An 18179-nucleotide genomic window follows, 5' to 3' on the forward strand; every position below is an offset into this window, starting at 1 on the left:
GCATGGTGGTCAGAACTGCATGGAAACTGGTCAACCTATCAATACTGCTGGTATTGCTGGTGGTGCTGATGGGGGGCTGGACACGGATTAATGATGCTGGCCTCAGTTGCCCGGATTGGCCTGGTTGTTATGGCCATATTGTGATGCCCGGGTCTGAGGAAGCATTGCAGCTGGCACAGCAGCGTTTTCCGGAAGTGCCGATTGAAAAGCACAAAACCTGGCTTGAAATGGGGCATCGCTACCTTGCGGGTACCCTGGGTTTGTTAATTACTGCTCTGGCCGGCTGTGCGGTAATGAAACGGCGTATGCCACGTTACCCTATTGTGCTGAGCTTTTCGCTGCTGGTATTGGTGGTAGTGCAGGCACTGTTTGGCATGTGGACGGTGACGCTGAAGCTACACCCGCTGGTGGTAACCGTACATTTGATGGGCGGGCTGCTGACGTTAACCTTGTTGTTGTTACTGAGGCAAAAGCTAAAGCGGCTGAATATAGTGGAAGCTGTTAATCCCGGACCGGTGCAACGCTGGTTTTTGCTGGGTATTTTTCTGTTGTTATTACAAATTGCCCTGGGTGGTTGGACCAGCTCTAATTATGCCGGTTATGCCTGTACTCACTGGTTGTCATGTAATCCGGGTACCGAATTGGGCTTGGATTTTGCCGCAGGTTTTGATCCGACTAAGGCAATCGGCCCAAATTATCAGGGGGGACAGTTGGGAGTTGAAGCTCGAGCGGCAATCCAGATGGTACATCGCGTGGGGGCTCTGGTCGTACTGGCGTATACGCTGGTATTACTCTGGTGTTTCGGGCGCTTGCCACACCTGGCGGCACCCGTGCGACTGCTGGCGCTATCTGTGGTGGCGCAAGTTGCTTTAGGCATTGCCAATATTGTGCATGCACTACCAATTGGTTTGGCAATGGCTCATCACTTTATGGCGGTTGCGGTTCTGTTGTCCCTGTTATGGGCTTATGACCGTGCCGGGTTGTCTACCAAGGAGGTTATACATGGCTGAACCACGTGTACTTGGGGCGCTAGATACGCCTATCAGCTGGCGGGACTATATAACACTGTGTAAGCCCAATGTGGTGCTGGTGATGTTGATCACTGCAGCGGTTGGGATGTTTGTCGCAGTGCCTGAACTGCCGGACCCGATTAAGGTGGTTGCCGGTCTGATTGGTATCGGCATGGCGGCGGCATCGGCAGCGGCTGTCAATCATGTTATGGATCGTAAAATTGATGAAAAGATGGCTCGCACCAAAGGCCGACCATTGCCGCAGGGGCGGCTTTCGCCGATCCAGGCATTAACTTTCTCGGCCGTGGTTGGCACATTGGGCATTGCTTTGCTGGTGGTGCTGGTGAATGCACTTACGGCTTGGCTGACATTGGCCTCACTGGTGGGGTATGCGTTGGTGTATACCGTATGGCTAAAGCGGGCTACACCGCAAAATATTGTCATTGGTGGGATTGCAGGCGCTGCCCCACCGATGTTGGGGTGGACCGCCATTACTGGCACGCTTGACCCTAACAGCTTGCTGCTGATGCTGATTATTTTTGCTTGGACGCCACCGCATTTCTGGGCGCTGTGTATCGCCCGTAAACAAGATTATGCCAAGGCAGGCATCCCCATGCTGCCTGTGACCCATGGCGATGCTTATACTCAGTTGCAGATCGTGCTTTACACGCTATTGATGGTGGCGACCACGGCATTGCCATTTCTCAGTGGCATGAGTAGTTATCTATACCTGGGCCTAGTGGTGTTGCTGAACTTGCGCTTCATGCAGTGGGCGTGGCGTGTCTACCAAGCCCAACCGGGTGCACCTATGGCGATGTTCCGCTATAGCATTACTTACATAATGTTACTGTTTTGTGCCATTTTACTTGATCATTATCTGATCATTGGTTGAAAGGTCGAAGAGGCGATCTAAACTGAATGTGTAGCCTTACCAACCCCTGACAAACAGGAAGGGAGAAATGTAGTAGATGTAAACCAACCAAACGGCCGTCCTAGTCCCTTAGCAGGCAGTCGGCAATATAATAAAAAGAGGAAATTATCATGTTCATTCAACATATGATGGGAATGATGTATCACCCTAAAACTGAATGGAGCCAAATTCGCAACGAGCATTACAGTGTTGCGCATATTTTTTTGCAGCAGGTGAGTATGCTGGCGGCGATCCCGGCAATAGCAATGTTTATCGGGACGACGCAGATCGGATGGAGTATCACTGGTACTGATTATGTGAAACTGGATGTAATGAGCGCCTTACCGGCAGCGATAGCGTTTTATTTTGCGATGTGGGCTGGGGTCGCCTTTATTAGCTATTGTGTGCATTGGATGGAAAAAACCTATGGCGGTACCATTGCATTTGAAGATTGTGTTTCGTTAGCCACCTACACAGCCACGCCTTTATTCCTGTCGGGATTAGCCGCACTGTATCCGTTGCTGTGGTTTAATGTTGGGGTTGGGCTGTGCGCGGTTTGTTATTCAGTTTACCTGCTGTATACCGGTGTACCGGTGATTATGAAAATACCTGAAGACCGCGCGTTTATGTTTTCAACTTCGATTTTGACCGTGGGCCTGTGTACTTTGGTGGGTATGCTGGCGGCCACCGTGATTTTGTGGAGTACAGTGATTCCGCTAAATTATGTGTCAGGCTAATGTTTGCCAAGCTATAAGACTAAAAAACCCCGCCAGAGCGGGGTTTTTTAGTGTGTGTCGATAGTTAGATTTTCTGGAAAACCAGTGTGGCATTGGTGCCACCAAAACCGAAACTATTAGACATTACACGTTGCAGATCCACATTTTTCTTGGACTCAGTGGCAATCGGCATACCGGTTGCCTCGGGGTCGATTTCGTCAATGTTGGCTGATGCAGCAATGAAATTGTTCTCCTGCATCAATAAGCAATAGATGGCTTCCTGAACGCCTGCGGCACCCAGGGAATGTCCGGACAGTGACTTGGTTGAAGTAACTGTTGGCAGCTGATCGCCAAAAGCTGCTTTCATGGCTTTCAGTTCCTGCATGTCGCCTGCGGGTGTAGAAGTACCATGAGCGTTGATGTAATCGATATCGCCGTCAACAGTTGCCATGGCTTGCTGCATGCAGCGCACTGCGCCTTCACCTGACGGAGCGACCATGTCATAGCCGTCAGAGGTAGCACCATAACCCACGATTTCGGCATAGATTTTGGCACCACGGGCTTTGGCGTGCTCTAGTTCTTCGACAACCAGCACACCAGCACCGCCGGAGATAACAAAACCGTCACGGTTAGCATCGTAGGCGCGAGAGGCTTTTTCGGGCGTATCGTTATATTTGCTGGAGAGTGCGCCCATGGCGTCAAACATAGCGGTTTGTACCCAGTGCAGTTCTTCACCGCCTCCGGCAAAAACTACGTCTTGTTTGCCTAGCTGAATCTGCTCCACCGCATTACCGATACAGTGAGCACTGGTGGCACAGGCTGAAGTGATGGAGTAGTTCACACCCTTGATCTTGAATGGGGTGGCCAGACATGCAGATACGGTAGAACCCATGGTGCGGGTTACACGATATGGCCCAACGCGTTTAACGCCTTTTTCGCGAGTGATATCTGCTGTTTCGACGATATTTTCTGCAGATGCGCCGCCGGAGCCTACGACCAGGCCGGTACGTACATTGGATACCTGATCTTCGGCCAGGCCGGAATCAGTGATGGCATCCTGCATGGCGATATAGGTGTACGCAGCAGCGTCGCCCATAAAACGCAACAGTTTACGGTCGATACGCTCGGCAAAGTCGATATCGATACTGCCGGCAACCTGGCTGCGAAAGCCGCGTTCTTTGTATTCTTCCTGGAACTTGATTCCGGAGCGGCCCAGTTTCAGGGACTCCAGAACAGTAGCCTTGTCATTACCTAAACAAGACACAATGCCCATACCGGTAACTACGACGCGTCGCATGTGCTTCTCTCTCTATCTTTTCGTTAAGGCACTTATTTTCCGTGAATCGTAGCCGTTTGGCTACCGGAAACTAAACTACGGCCTGATAGTTATTGTTGATGACCCTACCCGCAGGTGTGGCTTTAGAATCCGTCGGTAGACGTAAACAGCCCGACCCGCAGATCCTTGGCAGTGTAGATTTCACGACCGTCAACATACATGCTGCCGTCGGCAATCCCCATTACCAGCTTGCGCTCAATTACGCGCTTCAGATGAATATGGTAGGTAACTTTTTGCGCGGTTGGTAGGACCTGCCCAAAGAATTTTACTTCACCTGAGCCCAATGCGCGGCCACGCCCCGGGTTGCCTTTCCAGCCTAGGTAGAAGCCAACCAGCTGCCACATAGCGTCCAGGCCCAGACAGCCAGGCATTACCGGGTCAGATTCGAAGTGGCACTGGAAAAACCACAGTTCTGGGTTGATATCCAGTTCTGCGATGATTTCACCTTTGCCAAAGTTGCCACCGTCTTCGGTGATTTTTAGGATTCGATCCATCATGAGCATATTGCCAATCGGCAGACGCGCATTTCCTGGGCCGAACATTTCGCCGTGGCCGCACTGCAGGAGTTCGTCGCGGCTAAAAGAAGAAGGTCGAGTCATTGGGTTCTGTGTTTCCGGGCTTTTTATAAGTCAAAATATCGCGTAATTATACAGACTTGAGCCGGGTGAGGCACGAACTGTCGTGGTTTTATTCGCCCAATTGTTGATGAATGTTGGAGAAAAATGCGGTGGATGAGTCTTTTTGGCATGCTCGCTGGCGGAATGGCCAGATCGGTTTCCATCAGTCTGAGGTCAATCAGCACCTCTGTAAATATTGGCCTGAGCTTGCTGTAAATCCCGGAGGGCGTGTGTTGGTGCCGCTGTGCGGCAAGTCGATGGACATGTTATGGCTGTACCGTCAGGGCTGCTCTGTTGCCGGGATTGAGTTAAATGCATCGGCGTGTGAGGCTTTTTTTGCTGAGCACGGTTTGCAGCCTGAAAAAAAATCCTGCGAACGCTACTTGCGCTTCGTTATACCGTCGTTGGAAGTGTGGTGCGGTGATTTTTTTCGCCTGCAGGCGGAGGACTTATCGGCGGTAAGTGTCGTTTATGACCGGGCAGCCTTGGTGGCAATGCCTGAGGCGATGCGGCTGCGTTACGCCGAAACTCTGGTGGCCTTGTTGCCGCCGGGGGTGAAAATGCTGCTGGTGACTCTGCAGCGTGCCACAGCGGAAGGGCCGCCCTTCACCGTGAATGATGATGAAGTCATAAAGTTATTTCAGGGGCGATTTAAGCTGCAGCGGCTAGATCAACGTCAGGCTGAGGATCGTCCTGAATGGCAGGAGACTGTCTGGTATCTGGAGGATGCCTCGTCTGCCTGAGAGGTTATCCAGCGCTTAAGTGTTGCGGTTAACCGCTAAACTCGCCAATTGCTCGAGTGTGGTTTTGAATGAGCTGTCAGGCAGTGGCGCTAAAGCACTGATAGCTTGGTCAGCAGCCTGCTGGGCTTTGCTCTGGGTGTATTCAATGGCGCCGCTGCTGAGGATAATATCCATAATCGGCTGCAGGTTTTCCAGACCGCCTTCACGAATCGCTTGTCGCAACAGGATGCGTTGTTCGTCATTGCAGACTCGCATGGCCTGAATCAGTGGCAGTGTGGCCTTTCCTTCTGCCAGATCATCGCCCACGTTCTTGCCCATGGCGTCGCTGTCAGATAAATAGTCCATAACATCGTCGATTAGCTGAAACGCGATGCCTAGCTGTAGGCCATATTCTTTTAATGCCTGCCTTTCCGTCGTAGAACAGTCAGCAAGCAGAGCACCCGCTTCGGCAGCGGCCTCAAACAGCATCGCGGTTTTGCCCAGAATGACCTGCATGTAGGCGTCTTCGGTGGTATCGGGGTTGCGGCAGTTTAAGAGTTGCAGGACTTCGCCTTCAGCAATGACATTAGTGGCATTGGAGATCACTTCCATAATCTCCATGGAGCCAATCTCGACCATGATCTGAAACGCGCGGGAGTACAGGAAGTCACCAACCAGAACGCTGGGTGCATTGCCCCAGCGGGCATTGGCGGTATCTTTGCCGCGGCGCAATTCGGAGTTGTCGACTACATCGTCATGCAGCAGGGTGGCAGTGTGAATAAACTCAATGACCGCGGCCATTGGGATATGTTTCTCGCCTTGATAACCACTGGCATTAGCTGCCAATAAAACCAGCAGAGGTCGCAGCCGTTTGCCGCCACTTTCTACTATATAGTGACCAATCTTCTCAACCAGTGGCACGTTAGAGCCCAGGTGGTTGATGATGTAGTCATTGACGGCCTCAAACTGTGGGGCGATGTGCGGGTTGAGTTCTGATGGCTGCATGATCTTGGCGATGCGTGAATGTTAAGTAAGCGCGCATGCTAGGGGTAGGCCGCAACCCTGTCAAGAATTCTGCCTGTTGGCTTTGATAGGGGTTGCTGTCTGGCCGGGAAGTGCATTATAATCGCGCGCCCTGACTCATCCAAATGTAGCTCCCTACCATATGGTGCGCCATTAAAAGTAGGTCTGTTAAACAGTAGCCGGGTGGGCAATTATCGGAGATTAACATGTACGCAGTAATCGTAAGTGGCGGTAAACAGTACCGTGTCCAGGAGGGCCAGACCCTTAAGCTGGAAAAACTGCAGGCTGAAGCCGGTGCTAACGTTGAGTTTGATCGCGTTCTGCTGGTTGGCAATGGTGATGACGTTAAAGTTGGTGCGCCGGTTGTTGAAGGTGCCAAAGTGACTGCAGAAGTTGTGCAGACTGCACGCGCTAAGAAGGTTGAGATCATCAAGTTCAAGCGTCGTAAGCACCACATGAAGCACCAGGGCCACCGTCAGTGGTTTACTGAAGTTAAAATCACTGGCATTAACGCCTAAGATTAACCGCAAAGGAGATAGATAAATGGCTCATAAGAAGGCTGCAGGTTCTACTCGAAACGGTCGCGATTCCGAATCGAAACGCTTGGGTGTTAAACGCTATGGTGGTCAGGCAGTGATCGCTGGCAACATCCTGATCCGTCAGCGTGGTACTAAATTCCACGCAGGTGATAATGTAGGTTGTGGTAAAGACCACACCCTGTTCGCTAAAGCTGATGGCGTAGTGAAATTTGAAGTGAAGGGTCCTAACAAGCGTAAATACGTTTCCGTCGTATCTGCTTGATATAGCCCCACATCAGAAAAAGCTCCGCCACGGCGGGGCTTTTTTTGTTTATGATTAGCAATACTGAACAAGAACCGGCGTCAGCCGCATGGTGACTAACAATGAAATTTGTCGATGAGGCAGTGATTACAGTCGAGGCCGGTAAAGGCGGCAATGGCTGCATGAGCTTTCGACGTGAAAAATATATACCCAAAGGTGGTCCCGATGGTGGTGACGGCGGGGACGGCGGTTCAGTGTTTTTTGAAGCAGACGAAAACCTGAATACTCTGATTGACTACCGTTTTACCCGTTTTTATAAGGCGCAAAATGGTCAACAGGGTATGGGGCGCAACTGTACCGGTTCCAAGGGTGAAGATTTAGTGCTGCGGGTGCCGGTGGGCACAACAATCATTGATACCGACACCGATGAAGTGCTGGCTGATCTGACCGAATTGGGTCAGGTAGAGAAGATAGCCCAAGGCGGTTTCCATGGCTTGGGCAATACCCGCTACAAGAGCAGTGTGAATCGGGCGCCGCGTCAAACCACTAAAGGCTCTATTGGCGAGACGCGTAACCTGAAGCTGGAATTGAAGGTGCTGGCGGATGTCGGTTTGTTGGGTCTGCCTAATGCGGGTAAGTCGACATTGATTCGTGCAGTGTCTGCTGCGCGGCCCAAGGTGGCTAACTATCCATTTACCACTCTGGTGCCGAACTTGGGCGTGGTGCGTACGGAGCGTCACCGCAGTTTTGTGATTGCGGATATTCCCGGCATTATTGAAGGTGCTGCAGAGGGCGCCGGCCTAGGTATTCGTTTCCTTAAACATCTGGCCCGCAATCGTATCTTGCTGCATTTGGTGGATATGGCGCCCTGGGATGAGCAGGCTCCGGCAGAGGCGGCGGTGGTTGCTGCGGCTGAGTTGGCAAAATTTAGTCAGACGTTGGCCAATCGGCCGCGCTGGCTGGTATTGAATAAGCTTGATATGGTGCCGGAAGAAGAGCGTGAAGAACGCTGTCAGGCGGTACTTGATGCCCTGGATTGGCAGGGGCCGGTGTACCGTATTTCTGCGCTTGGCCAGGAAGGTACAGAGGCTATGATGCTTGATATCCAGGCGTTCCTGGATCAGCGTCTGATGGCGATTGAAGAAAATCCTGAGCTGTTGGCTCAGGAAGAGGAAGAGCGGCACCAGATTGATCTGGAGGCGCGTGAGCGTATTGAGCAGCTGCGGGCCAGTAAACGTCGTGACGCTGATGATGACCTGGATGACGATGACTTCGACGATGATGATTATGACGTTGAAGTAGAGTACGTGCGTTAATTTTGTGGCCTTTTGATTGAGGGTTGGCTGTGGCCAATGGGCGTGAAAAGCTGGCAGGTAGCCGGCGCTGGGTAGTGAAGATTGGCAGTGCCTTGCTGACAAACGATGGTCGGGGGCTGGACCTAGAGGCGATTGGCCGCTGGGTAGATCAGATCGCGGCTTTGCAGAAAGCGGGCATCGAGGTTGTGCTGGTTTCATCCGGCTCAGTTGCAGAAGGTATGACCCGCTTGGGCTGGCAGCGGCGTCCGCATGAAATCTATAAATTGCAGGCCGCTGCTGCAGTAGGGCAGATGGGTTTGGTGCAGGCGTACGAGACCAATTTCAAACGTCACAATACTCTAACTGCGCAGATCCTGCTTACCCATGAAGACCATGCTAACCGTAAGCGTTACCTGAATGCTCAGGCGACTTTGCGTACTTTGCTGTCTCTGGGTGTTGTCCCGGTTGTTAATGAAAACGACACCGTGGTCACTAAGGAGATCCGTTTTGGTGACAATGACACTCTGGGTGCGTTGGTGGCGAATCTGGTGGAAGCGGATGCATTGATTCTGCTGACCGACCAGCAGGGTTTGTTTACTGCAGACCCAAGGGTTGATGCCAAGGCTGAACTGATTAGCCAGGCTCAGGCTGAGGATCCGGTGCTTGAGGCCATGGCGGGTGGCGGTGGCAAGCTGGGTCGTGGTGGTATGGCGACAAAAGTCAGAGCAGCCAAACTGGCAGCGCGTTCAGGGGCGGTGACTGTTATTGCTAGCGGTCGTGAGGCTGATGTGTTGCTGAGAATTCGTGCGGCAGAACAGATTGGTACCCTGCTGGAGCCTGAAAAAGGTCCGGTTGCTGCCCGTAAGCAGTGGATTGCCGGTCATCTTCAGGCGCGTGGCACGCTGGTGTTGGATGAGGGGGCTATTCGGGCATTGCGCGAACGTGGTAAAAGCCTGTTGCCGGCAGGTGTCAGGCGTATCGGTGGTGATTTTTCGCGTGGCGAGATGGTGATGTTGTTGGATGAGTCTGGTCGTATTATCGCGCGAGGTCTGGTGAATTATGGTTATGAAGATGCTGAGCGCATCATCGGCCAGCCAAGCGGTAAAATCGAGTCCATTTTAGGCTTTATGGGCGAAGTGGAGCTGGTGCATCGGGATAATCTGGTATTGGCTTAGTGCGCTTGGCGATGAGCGGACCACAAAAAAACCGGCCAGAAGCCGGTTTTTTGTTTGCTGTGGGTGATGAATTAACCCAGAGCAACGATCCGTGCAGTCAGGCGGCTCTTGATACGAGCCACTTTATTCTTGTGGTAGATGCCTTTGTTGACAGAGCTATCCAGAATAGGCTGAGCGGTTTTTAGAGCGGCTTCGGCGGCTGCTTTATCGCCGCTGTCGATCGCTGCAACTACTTTTTTGGTGTAGGTACGTACCATGGAACGCAGGCTAGCGTTATGCTGGCGACGCTTCTCTGCCTGGCGAGCACGTTTACGAGATCCTGCGGAATTTGCCACAGTCCGGCTCCTTTAATTAGGGTTGATCATAAAAACGGCGTATGCGCCGAAAATAAGAGGCGGAATTATTCATATTTGCGGGCAAACTGTCAATAAAACTGCGGAAATTTTATTGCCAAGCCAGTAATATGCCCGCAAGTTATATAGGTTGACCCGAGGACGATAATGCAGACGGACAAACCGGCAGAACGCGAAGGAGGGTTGTTGCGCTCCAGTGCAGTGGTGGGTTTTATGACCATGCTGTCCCGGATGCTAGGCCTGGCGCGTGATATTGTAGTAGCCGGTTACTTTGGTGCTGGCAGTAGCGCCGATGCTTTTTTTGTCGCATTTAAGATTCCTAACTTTCTGCGTCGCCTGTTTGCCGAAGGGGCCTTTGCTCAGGCGTTTGTGCCAGTGTTGTCTGAGTATCGCAGTCAGCGAGACCTGGCTGCGGTTCAAGCCTTGATTCATCGTGTTGCGGGCACCCTGGGCGGCGTGTTGATTATGCTGACGGTGCTGGCCGTCACGGCGGCACCGGTGTTAACAGCGCTGTTTGCGCCAGGCTTTTATCTCAATGACAGTGCAAAGTACGCCCTCGCAGTGGACATGCTACGCCTGACCTTTCCGTATTTACTGCTGATCTCGTTAACGGCGTTTGCTGGCTCTATTTTGAATAGCTATGGCCGCTTTGCGGTGCCCGCGTTTACCCCAGTTTTGTTGAATGTCTCTCTGATCGGGTCGGCCATATTTCTCAGTCCGCTGTTTGATCCGCCGGTGATGGCTCTGGCCTGGGGGGTGATGATTGCCGGCGTTACACAGCTGATCTTTCAGATGCCGTTTTTGGCGCGGCTGGCTTTATTGCCAAAGCCGATCTGGGGCTGGCGTGACGAAGGTGTACAGCGCATTTTAAAATTGATGCTGCCGGCTCTGTTTGGCGTGTCTGTTACCCAGATCAGTTTGTTGCTGGATACGGTGTTGGCGTCTTTCCTGCAAACCGGGAGTGTGTCTTGGCTTTATTACTCTGACCGGCTGACTGAGTTGCCGCTTGGCGTCTTTGGTATTGCGATTGCCACGGTTATTCTGCCGAGTTTATCCCGCAAACATGCGACACAGTCGCAACAGGCGTTTTCCGATACTCTGAACTGGGCGTTGCAGATGGTGCTGCTGATTGGAGTGCCGGCTGCACTGGCGCTGCTGCTATTGGCGGAGCCTCTGCTGATTACGCTGTTTCATTACGGAGCCATGCAGGAGCGTGATGTGTGGATGGCGGGTATGAGCTTGCGCGCGTACGCCTGTGGTCTGGTCGCCTTTATGCTGATCAAGGTACTGGCGACTGGCTACTTCTCCCGTCAGGACACTAAGACGCCCGTAAAGATTGCATTGCAGGCTGTCGCGGCGAATATGGTGTTGAATCTGTTACTGATTGGGCCGCTTCAGCATGTAGGTCTGGCGGCAGCGACATCCATCTCGGCGTTTATGAACGCGGGTTTGCTGCTGATGGGGTTGCGTCGCACAGGTGTGCTGCAGTGGTCTGTTGGTTGGGGGGCTCACTGGCTGCGTTTAAGCGTGGCTAATTTGAGTTTGCTGGGTTGGGTTGTCTGGCAGAGCTTGCCAGCAGCGCAGTGGTTACAGATGGATGTTGGACAACGGGTATTGAATATGTCCTGGCTGGTGGGTAGCAGCGTTCTGCTCTACTTGATGTTATTGGTATTGAGCGGTTTGCGCCTCAGGCACTTGCGTCAGCATTAAATCGGGTGGGCGGTACATGTCAGGGGCCAACTGGGCTATAATTGCGCGTTCGTTTTGACTGGCAAGCTGAGAGATGGAACTGATTCGGGGACTGCATAATCTGCGTGGTGAACACCGTGGCTGTGTAGCGACAATTGGCAATTTTGATGGCGTCCATATGGGGCATCGTCGGGTATTGCAGCAGGTCAAGGATAAAGCCGCTCAGCTGGATGTGCCATCTGTCGTGATCGTCTTTGAGCCTCAGCCGCGCGAATTCTTTGCGGGTGCTGATGCACCGCCAAGGTTGACGCGCTTTACCGAAAAATTCCGGTTGCTGGAAGCCGAAGGCATTGATCGCCTGCTGTGCTTGTCGTTTAACGAACGCTTACGCAGCTTGTCTGCAGATGCTTTTGTGCAGTCGCTGTTACTGCAGGGGCTGGATGTGCAGCACTTTGTGGTAGGGGATGATTTTCGCTTCGGCTGTGATCGCAGTGGTGATTACGCCATGCTGAAGGCGGCGGGTGAAAAATATGGATTTACTGTGGTGAATACTGCGACCTGCCTGCAGGATCACGCACGCATCAGTAGCTCACGTATTCGAGAAGCCCTTGCCGCGAATGATTTTGATATGGCTGTACAGTTGCTGGGTCGTCCTTATCGGGTGACTGGACGTGTGATGCAGGGGCAGCAGTTGGGCCGGCAGCTGGGTGTGCCCACCGCCAATGTGCGTATGCATCGTTACCCTTGCCCGCTGCGGGGGGTCTATGCCGTTTGTGCCCAGACGGAGTCGGGTGACTGGCTGCAGGGGGTGGCAAATATTGGGATACGGCCAACGGTCGGTGGCAGTCAGCCAGTATTAGAGGCGCATCTGTTTGGTTTTAATCAACAGATTTATCGCCAGTTATTGAGTGTTGAATTTAAGCACTTTATTCGTCCAGAGCAAAAATTCTCCGGGCTGGAAGCACTTAAACAACAGATTTTTGAAGATATTGAACAGGCCCGCCGATTTTTTGCGGTCGGGTGTGGAGCGGAAACCAGATAATGACCGATTACAAAGCGACACTTAACCTGCCGGAAACGGCGTTCCCGATGCGTGGCAATCTGGCGCAGCGTGAGCCGGAGATGCTAAAGCAGTGGCAGACGTCAGGTTTGTACCAAAAAATCCGTGAAGCCAGTGCTGGTCGTGAGAAGTTTGTGTTGCATGATGGCCCTCCTTACGCCAATGGTGACATTCATATCGGTCATGCGGTTAATAAAATTCTGAAAGATATTATTGTCAAATCACGCACGCTGAGCGGATTTGATGCGCCCTATGTGCCAGGTTGGGACTGCCATGGTCTGCCTATCGAGCACAAGGTGGAAACCAAGGTTGGCAAGGCCGGCGTTAAAGTCAGCCATAAACAGTTTCGTCAGAAGTGTCGCGATTACGCCCGCAAACAGGTTGAGGGGCAGAAAGCAGATTTTATCCGCCTAGGTGTGCTGGGTGACTGGGACAAGCCTTATCTGACCATGAATTTTGATACCGAAGCGAATATTGTCCGGGCTTTGGGCAAAATCGTTGAGAACGGTCATCTGGTGAAAGGCTTTAAGCCGGTGTATTGGAGCGTGGTAGGCGGCTCTGCGCTAGCTGAAGCTGAAGTTGAATATCAGGATAAAACTTCTACCGCGGTTGATGTGAAATTTGCGCCGGTTGATCAAGCCGGCTTTCTTGGCAAATTTGAGCCAGAAAACGGCGGTGGTGAAGGTGCGGTTGCCGTTGTGATCTGGACCACGACACCCTGGACTCTGCCCTCCAACCAGGCGGTATCGCTGAATGCGGAGCTTGAGTACCTGCTAGTGCAGGTGGACCTGGGGCAGGGTGCTGAGCGGTTGTTGCTGGCGGCCGGCCTGCTGGAAGATGCCATGTCGCGCTATGGTATCGAGTCTTACCAGATTGTCGGTCGTTGTGCTGGTCAGGCATTGGAGCAGCAGTTGCTGCAACATCCCTTTGCTGAGCGTCAGGTGCCGGTTTTGCTGGGTGATCATGTGACGTTGGATGCCGGTACCGGCGCGGTACATACCGCACCGGACCATGGTGTAGAAGACTTTGAGGTGGGTGCGAAATACGGCATCGGTACGATGAACCTGGTTGCTGCCAACGGTGTGTTTACGGATGAGGCCGGCGTGTTTGCTGGCGAGCACGTATACAAGGTCGACGACAAAGTCGTTGCACTGCTGCAGGAAAAACATGCTCTGGTGAAACTGCACAAGTTTCAGCACAGTTATCCTCATTGCTGGCGTACCAAAACGCCGCTGATCTACCGGGCTACGCCACAGTGGTTTATCAGTATGCAGGAAAAAGGCCTCAAAAATGACGCCCTGGCTGCCATTAAGGGCGTGCAATGGTTCCCTGCCTGGGGTCAAAACCGCATCGAGGCAATGGTAGAGCAGAGCCCTGACTGGTGTGTGTCCCGTCAGCGTACCTGGGGTGTGCCGATTACTCTGTTTATTCATAAAGAAACCCAGCAGCTGCATCCGCAAACCGCTGATTTAATCGAGCAGGTGGCAAAGCGGATCGAAGTTGACGGGATTGATGCCTGGTTTGAGCTGGAGCCTGCTGAATTGCTGGGTGCAGACGCTGATCAGTATGAAAAGGTCACTGATACTCTGGATGTGTGGTTTGACTCCGGGGTGACGCATTATTCCGTATTGGATCAGCGGGATGAGCTGCAATTTCCGGCAGACCTTTACCTGGAGGGTTCTGACCAGCACCGTGGTTGGTTCCAGTCATCGCTGAAAACCGGCATTGCTATTAAGGGGTGCGCGCCATACAAGCAGGTGCTGACCCACGGCTTCACGGTGGATGGTCAGGGCCGCAAGATGTCTAAGTCTGTTGGCAATGTCATAGCGCCGCAGGAAGTGATGAACAAATACGGTGCCGATATTCTGCGGTTGTGGGTGGTTTCTACCGACTATCGTAGTGAAATGACCATTTCCGATGACATTCTCAAGCGCGCGGCAGATGCCTACCGCCGCATTCGTAATACCGCCCGTTTCCTGCTGGCAAACCTGAGTGGCTTTGATCCGGCAGCGCACAGTGTACCGGCGACTGAAATGGTGGCGCTGGATGCCTGGGCAGTTGATCGGGCTGCGCGCCTGCAGGATGAGCTGTTACATCACTACGAGCAGTACGAATTCCTGCAGATTTTCCAGAAAATATCGCATTTCTGCTCGCTGGATCTAGGTGGTTTTTACCTGGACATCATTAAAGATCGCCAATATACCGCAGCGACTGACTCCCATGCGCGCCGTTCTGCGCAAACAGCACTGCACCATATCGTTGAGGCGTTGACCCGCTGGATTGCGCCGATCTGCAGCTTCACCGCCGATGAGATCTGGAAAAATCTGGCAGGTGACCGGCCTGAGTCCGTGCAGTTGGACGGCTGGTATGGTCAATTGGCCAGACTGCCTGCTGACAGTGCATTGAGTGCGGACTATTGGCATCAGGTGATGACAGTCAAAGATGCCGTCAACAAACTGTTGGAAGCAAAGCGTAATGCTGGCGAAGTGGGTGGCAGTCTTGAGGCTGAAGTTACCCTCTATTGTGAGCCTGAATTACTCTCGGCGTTGTCTGTGCTAGAAAATGAGCTGCGTTTTGTACTGATTACATCCAAAGCTGAAGTGAAACCGTTGCTGGATGCCGAGGGCGCTGAAGCTACCGAGTTGGCCGGTTTACAACTGAGCATCGAGAAAAGTGCCGGGCATAAGTGTCCGCGTTGCTGGCATTATCGGGATGATATGGGAAGTCATAGTGACGACCCGGAACTCTGCGGTCGTTGTGTTGAGAACGTGCATGGTGCTGGCGAAGAGCGGAAATTTGCTTGATGTCTGAGGCAGCAGGGAAATCACATAAACCGGGCACTTGTTTGCGTTGGTTGTGGTTGGCGGTCGTGGTGGTTGGGCTGGATTATATGACCAAGCAATTGGCCGTTTCGTTATTAAGTTATGGTGATCCGCATCCGGTATTGCCGGTCTTCGATCTTACGCTGTTATACAACTATGGCGCGGCCTTCAGCTTTCTGTCTGACGCTGGTGGCTGGCAGCGTTGGCTGTTCGTGTTGATTGCCTTGGCTGTTAGCGCGGTACTGGTGATCTGGCTGAAACGCACTGAACGTCAGCTATGGTGGTTAGGTCTTGGATTATCGCTGATTCTGGGTGGTGCGCTGGGCAATCTCTACGATAGGGTCATGCTGGGCTATGTAGTTGACTTCATCTCAGTGCATTACCAGAGCTGGTATTTCCCGGCGTTTAACCTGGCGGATAGTGCCATTACTCTGGGGGCGATTTTGTTAATTATTGATACATTGTTTCTGGAACGGCGTCGTACTTCGCCTGAGAAGAGAACCTCATGAGCAAACTGATAGGCCCAGGTAAAACCGTTACCCTGTTTTTTTCCATCAAACTCGAAGGTGGAGAGCTTGTTGATTCTAATTTTGGCGCGACGCCGGCTACTTTCACTATCGGTGATGGCAATATGCTGGAAGGGTTTGAAAAAGCACTGTTTGGCCTGGAAGAGGGTACTGAGCATAGCCTGAAAATCCTGCCGGAAAACGGTTTTGGCATGCCTAACCCCAGCAATATTCACCGTATCCCGCGCAGTCAGTTTGCCGATATGGAAATTGAAGAAGGACTGGTAGTGTCATTCAGTGACCCGGCCAGCGGGGAGCTGCCGGGTATTATTACGTCTATCGGCGAAGATAAAGTTGCCGTCGACTTCAACCATCCGCTGGCAGGCAAGAGCCTGCAGTTTGATGTCGAGATAATCAGCGTGGCGGATGCTAGTTCTTCCAGCAGCCCGGCGGAGTAACGGTGCTGGACTGATTTATCGTCATGGGCGAACATGTTACGCCGCCTTCTTGATCTTCAATTTGAGTGCTGCCAGCCTTTACCGTTGCGGTAACGGTGAAGGTACTGGTTGAACCGGCGGTGGTGAAATTGTAGTACTCATTGTCAGTTACCATGCCTAAACCGGCAGTCGCCAAGGCCGCAGAGGTCAGTGCATAGGTATTGTTATAGCCGCGATAGCGTTCCTGGAGCAGTTGCGCATCTAGCAACACAGCCTGAGCATCGGCCCGGCGTGCTTCCAATACATAATCCCTGTAAGCAGGGTAGGCTATAGCGGCTAAAATACCTATTACAGCTACTACAATCATCAGTTCTATCAAGCTGAAACCCGAGTTTGTCCGTTTCATTTTATTGTCGCCACTGCTATCTTTAGTTTGCCTAAGTATCAAAGAACTTCGTAATCAAGTCTAGATGACTTTAGCTTTTGTCGTTTCACCCGATACATGATGTAGGGATTAAGTTCTGTCATGGGAGCGTGCATGCGTGTAAGGAAATACCAGTCTGGGTTTACCTTTATTGAACTGATTATCACGGTTGTGGTACTGCTGATTGTGATTGCCGTTGGCATGCCCAGCCTTTTTCAGTCGATAGATAACCAGCGTGTATCAGGTGCTGCTCAGGCTTTCCTGTCCGATGTTCAGTATGCCCGGGCTGAGTCAATTAAACAGAATCAGCCGGTTTATCTGGTCATGGACCCGACCGAATGGTGTTATGGTATTGATGATACTGCAGCGGCAAGCTGTATCTGCGGTGGTGCTTCGGCGGCGGGTTGTACCATTAATACTGTACAATATGTTGTTAAGGATGAGCGTTTTCCCGGTGTATCTATGACGGCGTCGCTGGCGGCTGGCTCGACCATCACCTTTGACCCCGTTCGTGGCACGATGAACCCTATTGGTACAGTCTATTTCTCGTCTGACGCTGGCGGGATGACGCTTGATGTGGTTCTAAGCCGACTGGGTCGGGCAAAGATATGTGCTACCAAAGGCAGTTCTTGGGGGTATGACGAATGCTAAGGAAAAAGCAGTTAGGCCTTACCCTGATTGAATTGATGATTGGTCTGGTCCTGTCCTTCATTGTGATGGGGCTGGTAATTGCCATGTTTACATCTTCTTTGGGCATACATGGTCAAGCGATTAAAACCGCACGTCTGAATCAGGATATGCGGGTCATGATGGATATGATGATTCGAGATATCCGACGTGCTGGTTATTGGGCCGGCACCAATCCGGCCAGTAATCCGCATGCATCTGCAATTAGCGGCAGCACCGCTTTGAACGTTTTTAATGTGGTGTCAGGTGCAGGTGACTGTATTTTGTTGAGTTATGACTACGATGGAGATGCAAGCTCTACGGCAGAGGAGCTGATCGGGTATAAGTTGGAAGCAAATGATATTAAGTCATTCTTATTGACCTCTTCAGCCTTAACCACGCCCAATTGCTCAACCACCATACCAGGTGGCTGGTCGCGCCTGAATGATGAAAAAACTTCAACTATGCTTGGAGTGTCGTTCGCCATAGCGCCGAATACTGCAGCATCCTTCGCAGCCTCGACGCTTAAAGTCATCACCATCACGCTGCAGGCACGGTCATTATTAGATACGAATATAACCAGCACGCTGACAGATACCGTGCGTGTCAGAAATGAACTCTAGGTGAAGGGCCCGATT

20 protein-coding genes are annotated in these 18179 nt (G+C 52.1%); 15 read left to right on the plus strand and 5 right to left on the minus strand.

The features are described from left to right. The first annotated feature begins 2 nt into the window (after nt 1-2). From ACFVYJ_RS07490 to ACFVYJ_RS07500, 3 genes are all read left to right on the plus strand, one after another. Nucleotides 3-1010 (plus strand): COX15/CtaA family protein, encoded by a 1008-nt coding sequence (locus ACFVYJ_RS07490; protein ID WP_419414627.1) that lies wholly within the window; start codon nt 3-5, stop codon nt 1008-1010. After that, entirely contained in the window at nt 1003-1902 is a 900-nt protein-coding gene (gene cyoE / locus ACFVYJ_RS07495) for a heme o synthase (protein WP_419414626.1), read from the plus strand. The genes ACFVYJ_RS07490 and cyoE overlap by 8 nt, the downstream gene beginning before the upstream one ends. Before the next feature lie 149 nt (nt 1903-2051). Beyond that, entirely contained in the window at nt 2052-2657 is a 606-nt protein-coding gene (locus ACFVYJ_RS07500; RefSeq protein WP_419414625.1) for a Yip1 family protein, read from the plus strand. A gap of 64 nt (nt 2658-2721) precedes the next feature. Here the strand turns inward: ACFVYJ_RS07500 and fabB are convergent, their stop codons facing one another. Further along, a complete protein-coding gene (gene fabB, locus ACFVYJ_RS07505) occupies nt 2722-3933 on the minus strand; it encodes a beta-ketoacyl-ACP synthase I (RefSeq protein WP_419414624.1) in 1212 nt (403 codons plus the stop codon). A 122-nt stretch (nt 3934-4055) separates the two neighbouring features. Beyond that, on the minus strand, nt 4056-4571 hold the full coding sequence (gene fabA / locus ACFVYJ_RS07510; protein WP_275816721.1) for a 3-hydroxyacyl-[acyl-carrier-protein] dehydratase FabA: 516 nt from the start codon (nt 4569-4571) through the stop codon (nt 4056-4058). 110 nt (nt 4572-4681) lie between these two features. Between fabA and ACFVYJ_RS07515 the strand changes: the two genes are divergently transcribed. After that, complete coding sequence (locus ACFVYJ_RS07515) at nt 4682-5332, plus strand: thiopurine S-methyltransferase (protein ID WP_463255100.1); 651 nt, start codon at nt 4682-4684, stop codon at nt 5330-5332. 15 nt (nt 5333-5347) lie between these two features. Here the strand turns inward: ACFVYJ_RS07515 and ispB are convergent, their stop codons facing one another. Continuing rightward, nucleotides 5348-6316, minus strand: a complete 969-nt coding sequence (gene ispB / locus ACFVYJ_RS07520; RefSeq protein WP_419414622.1) for an octaprenyl diphosphate synthase — start codon at nt 6314-6316, stop codon at nt 5348-5350. Between the two features lie 224 nt (nt 6317-6540). On the opposite strand from ispB, the gene rplU reads away from it, so the two are divergent. From rplU to proB, 4 genes are all read left to right on the plus strand, one after another. Continuing rightward, the gene (rplU, locus tag ACFVYJ_RS07525; protein ID WP_419414621.1) at nt 6541-6852 is read left to right on the plus strand and encodes a 50S ribosomal protein L21; all 312 of its coding nucleotides are present in this window, start codon (nt 6541-6543) and stop codon (nt 6850-6852) included. A 25-nt stretch (nt 6853-6877) separates the two neighbouring features. Then, on the plus strand, nt 6878-7135 hold the full coding sequence (gene rpmA / locus ACFVYJ_RS07530) for a 50S ribosomal protein L27 (protein WP_419414620.1): 258 nt from the start codon (nt 6878-6880) through the stop codon (nt 7133-7135). Nucleotides 7136-7236: 101 nt separating this feature from the next. Beyond that, nucleotides 7237-8430: an Obg family GTPase CgtA gene (gene cgtA / locus ACFVYJ_RS07535; protein ID WP_419414619.1), complete on the plus strand. Its 1194-nt coding sequence runs from the start codon at nt 7237-7239 to the stop codon at nt 8428-8430. A 29-nt stretch (nt 8431-8459) separates the two neighbouring features. Beyond that, nucleotides 8460-9584, plus strand: a complete 1125-nt coding sequence (gene proB / locus ACFVYJ_RS07540) for a glutamate 5-kinase (protein ID WP_419414618.1) — start codon at nt 8460-8462, stop codon at nt 9582-9584. 71 nt (nt 9585-9655) lie between these two features. On the opposite strand, the gene rpsT is transcribed toward proB, so the two are convergent. Then, entirely contained in the window at nt 9656-9919 is a 264-nt protein-coding gene (gene rpsT, locus ACFVYJ_RS07545) for a 30S ribosomal protein S20 (RefSeq protein ID WP_419414617.1), read from the minus strand. A gap of 165 nt (nt 9920-10084) precedes the next feature. On the opposite strand from rpsT, the gene murJ reads away from it, so the two are divergent. The 5 genes from murJ (at nt 10085) to ACFVYJ_RS07570 (ending at nt 16472) form a co-directional block, all read left to right on the plus strand. Continuing rightward, complete coding sequence (gene murJ, locus ACFVYJ_RS07550; protein ID WP_419414616.1) at nt 10085-11647, plus strand: murein biosynthesis integral membrane protein MurJ; 1563 nt, start codon at nt 10085-10087, stop codon at nt 11645-11647. A 73-nt stretch (nt 11648-11720) separates the two neighbouring features. Beyond that, nucleotides 11721-12668 carry a bifunctional riboflavin kinase/FAD synthetase gene (ribF, locus tag ACFVYJ_RS07555; protein ID WP_419414615.1) on the plus strand — a complete coding sequence of 316 codons (948 nt, stop codon included), beginning with the start codon at nt 11721-11723 and terminating at the stop codon, nt 12666-12668. After that, a complete protein-coding gene (gene ileS / locus ACFVYJ_RS07560) occupies nt 12668-15490 on the plus strand; it encodes an isoleucine--tRNA ligase (RefSeq protein WP_419414614.1) in 2823 nt (940 codons plus the stop codon). Before ribF ends, ileS begins: the two co-directional genes overlap by 1 nt. Then, nucleotides 15490-16017: a signal peptidase II gene (lspA, locus tag ACFVYJ_RS07565; RefSeq protein ID WP_419414613.1), complete on the plus strand. Its 528-nt coding sequence runs from the start codon at nt 15490-15492 to the stop codon at nt 16015-16017. The genes ileS and lspA overlap by 1 nt, the downstream gene beginning before the upstream one ends. Next, nucleotides 16014-16472: an FKBP-type peptidyl-prolyl cis-trans isomerase gene (locus ACFVYJ_RS07570; RefSeq protein WP_419414612.1), complete on the plus strand. Its 459-nt coding sequence runs from the start codon at nt 16014-16016 to the stop codon at nt 16470-16472. The genes lspA and ACFVYJ_RS07570 overlap by 4 nt, the downstream gene beginning before the upstream one ends. On the opposite strand, the gene ACFVYJ_RS07575 is transcribed toward ACFVYJ_RS07570, so the two are convergent. After that, nucleotides 16444-16857 (minus strand): type IV pilin protein, encoded by a 414-nt coding sequence (locus ACFVYJ_RS07575; protein WP_419414611.1) that lies wholly within the window; start codon nt 16855-16857, stop codon nt 16444-16446. The two genes, ACFVYJ_RS07570 and ACFVYJ_RS07575, sit on opposite strands and share 29 nt — an antisense overlap. A gap of 132 nt (nt 16858-16989) precedes the next feature. On the opposite strand from ACFVYJ_RS07575, the gene ACFVYJ_RS07580 reads away from it, so the two are divergent. Both ACFVYJ_RS07580 and ACFVYJ_RS07585 read left to right on the plus strand, forming a co-directional pair. After that, complete coding sequence (locus ACFVYJ_RS07580) at nt 16990-17526, plus strand: GspH/FimT family pseudopilin (RefSeq protein WP_419414610.1); 537 nt, start codon at nt 16990-16992, stop codon at nt 17524-17526. Continuing rightward, complete coding sequence (locus ACFVYJ_RS07585; RefSeq protein ID WP_419414609.1) at nt 17520-18164, plus strand: PilW family protein; 645 nt, start codon at nt 17520-17522, stop codon at nt 18162-18164. Before ACFVYJ_RS07580 ends, ACFVYJ_RS07585 begins: the two co-directional genes overlap by 7 nt. Nucleotides 18165-18179 lie beyond the last annotated feature (15 nt).

The organism is Pontibacter sp. JAM-7 (genome assembly GCF_048548695.2).
GTDB lineage: Bacteria > Pseudomonadota > Gammaproteobacteria > Pseudomonadales > Balneatricaceae > Neptuniibacter.

Coding starts and splice junctions, on each gene's coding strand:
- ACFVYJ_RS07490 (WP_419414627.1), top strand. CDS start 3: ATGGTGGTCAGAACTGCATGGAAACTGGTCAACCTATCAATACTGCTG.
- cyoE (WP_419414626.1), top strand. CDS start 1,003: ATGGCTGAACCACGTGTACTTGGGGCGCTAGATACGCCTATCAGCTGG.
- ACFVYJ_RS07500 (WP_419414625.1), top strand. CDS start 2,052: ATGTTCATTCAACATATGATGGGAATGATGTATCACCCTAAAACTGAA.
- fabB (WP_419414624.1), bottom strand. CDS start 3,933: ATGCGACGCGTCGTAGTTACCGGTATGGGCATTGTGTCTTGTTTAGGT.
- fabA (WP_275816721.1), bottom strand. CDS start 4,571: ATGACTCGACCTTCTTCTTTTAGCCGCGACGAACTCCTGCAGTGCGGC.
- ACFVYJ_RS07515 (WP_463255100.1), top strand. CDS start 4,682: ATGTTGGAGAAAAATGCGGTGGATGAGTCTTTTTGGCATGCTCGCTGG.
- ispB (WP_419414622.1), bottom strand. CDS start 6,316: ATGCAGCCATCAGAACTCAACCCGCACATCGCCCCACAGTTTGAGGCC.
- rplU (WP_419414621.1), top strand. CDS start 6,541: ATGTACGCAGTAATCGTAAGTGGCGGTAAACAGTACCGTGTCCAGGAG.
- rpmA (WP_419414620.1), top strand. CDS start 6,878: ATGGCTCATAAGAAGGCTGCAGGTTCTACTCGAAACGGTCGCGATTCC.
- cgtA (WP_419414619.1), top strand. CDS start 7,237: ATGAAATTTGTCGATGAGGCAGTGATTACAGTCGAGGCCGGTAAAGGC.
- murJ (WP_419414616.1), top strand. CDS start 10,085: ATGCAGACGGACAAACCGGCAGAACGCGAAGGAGGGTTGTTGCGCTCC.
- ribF (WP_419414615.1), top strand. CDS start 11,721: ATGGAACTGATTCGGGGACTGCATAATCTGCGTGGTGAACACCGTGGC.
- ileS (WP_419414614.1), top strand. CDS start 12,668: ATGACCGATTACAAAGCGACACTTAACCTGCCGGAAACGGCGTTCCCG.
- lspA (WP_419414613.1), top strand. CDS start 15,490: ATGTCTGAGGCAGCAGGGAAATCACATAAACCGGGCACTTGTTTGCGT.
- ACFVYJ_RS07570 (WP_419414612.1), top strand. CDS start 16,014: ATGAGCAAACTGATAGGCCCAGGTAAAACCGTTACCCTGTTTTTTTCC.
- ACFVYJ_RS07575 (WP_419414611.1), bottom strand. CDS start 16,857: ATGAAACGGACAAACTCGGGTTTCAGCTTGATAGAACTGATGATTGTA.
- ACFVYJ_RS07580 (WP_419414610.1), top strand. CDS start 16,990: ATGCGTGTAAGGAAATACCAGTCTGGGTTTACCTTTATTGAACTGATT.
- ACFVYJ_RS07585 (WP_419414609.1), top strand. CDS start 17,520: ATGCTAAGGAAAAAGCAGTTAGGCCTTACCCTGATTGAATTGATGATT.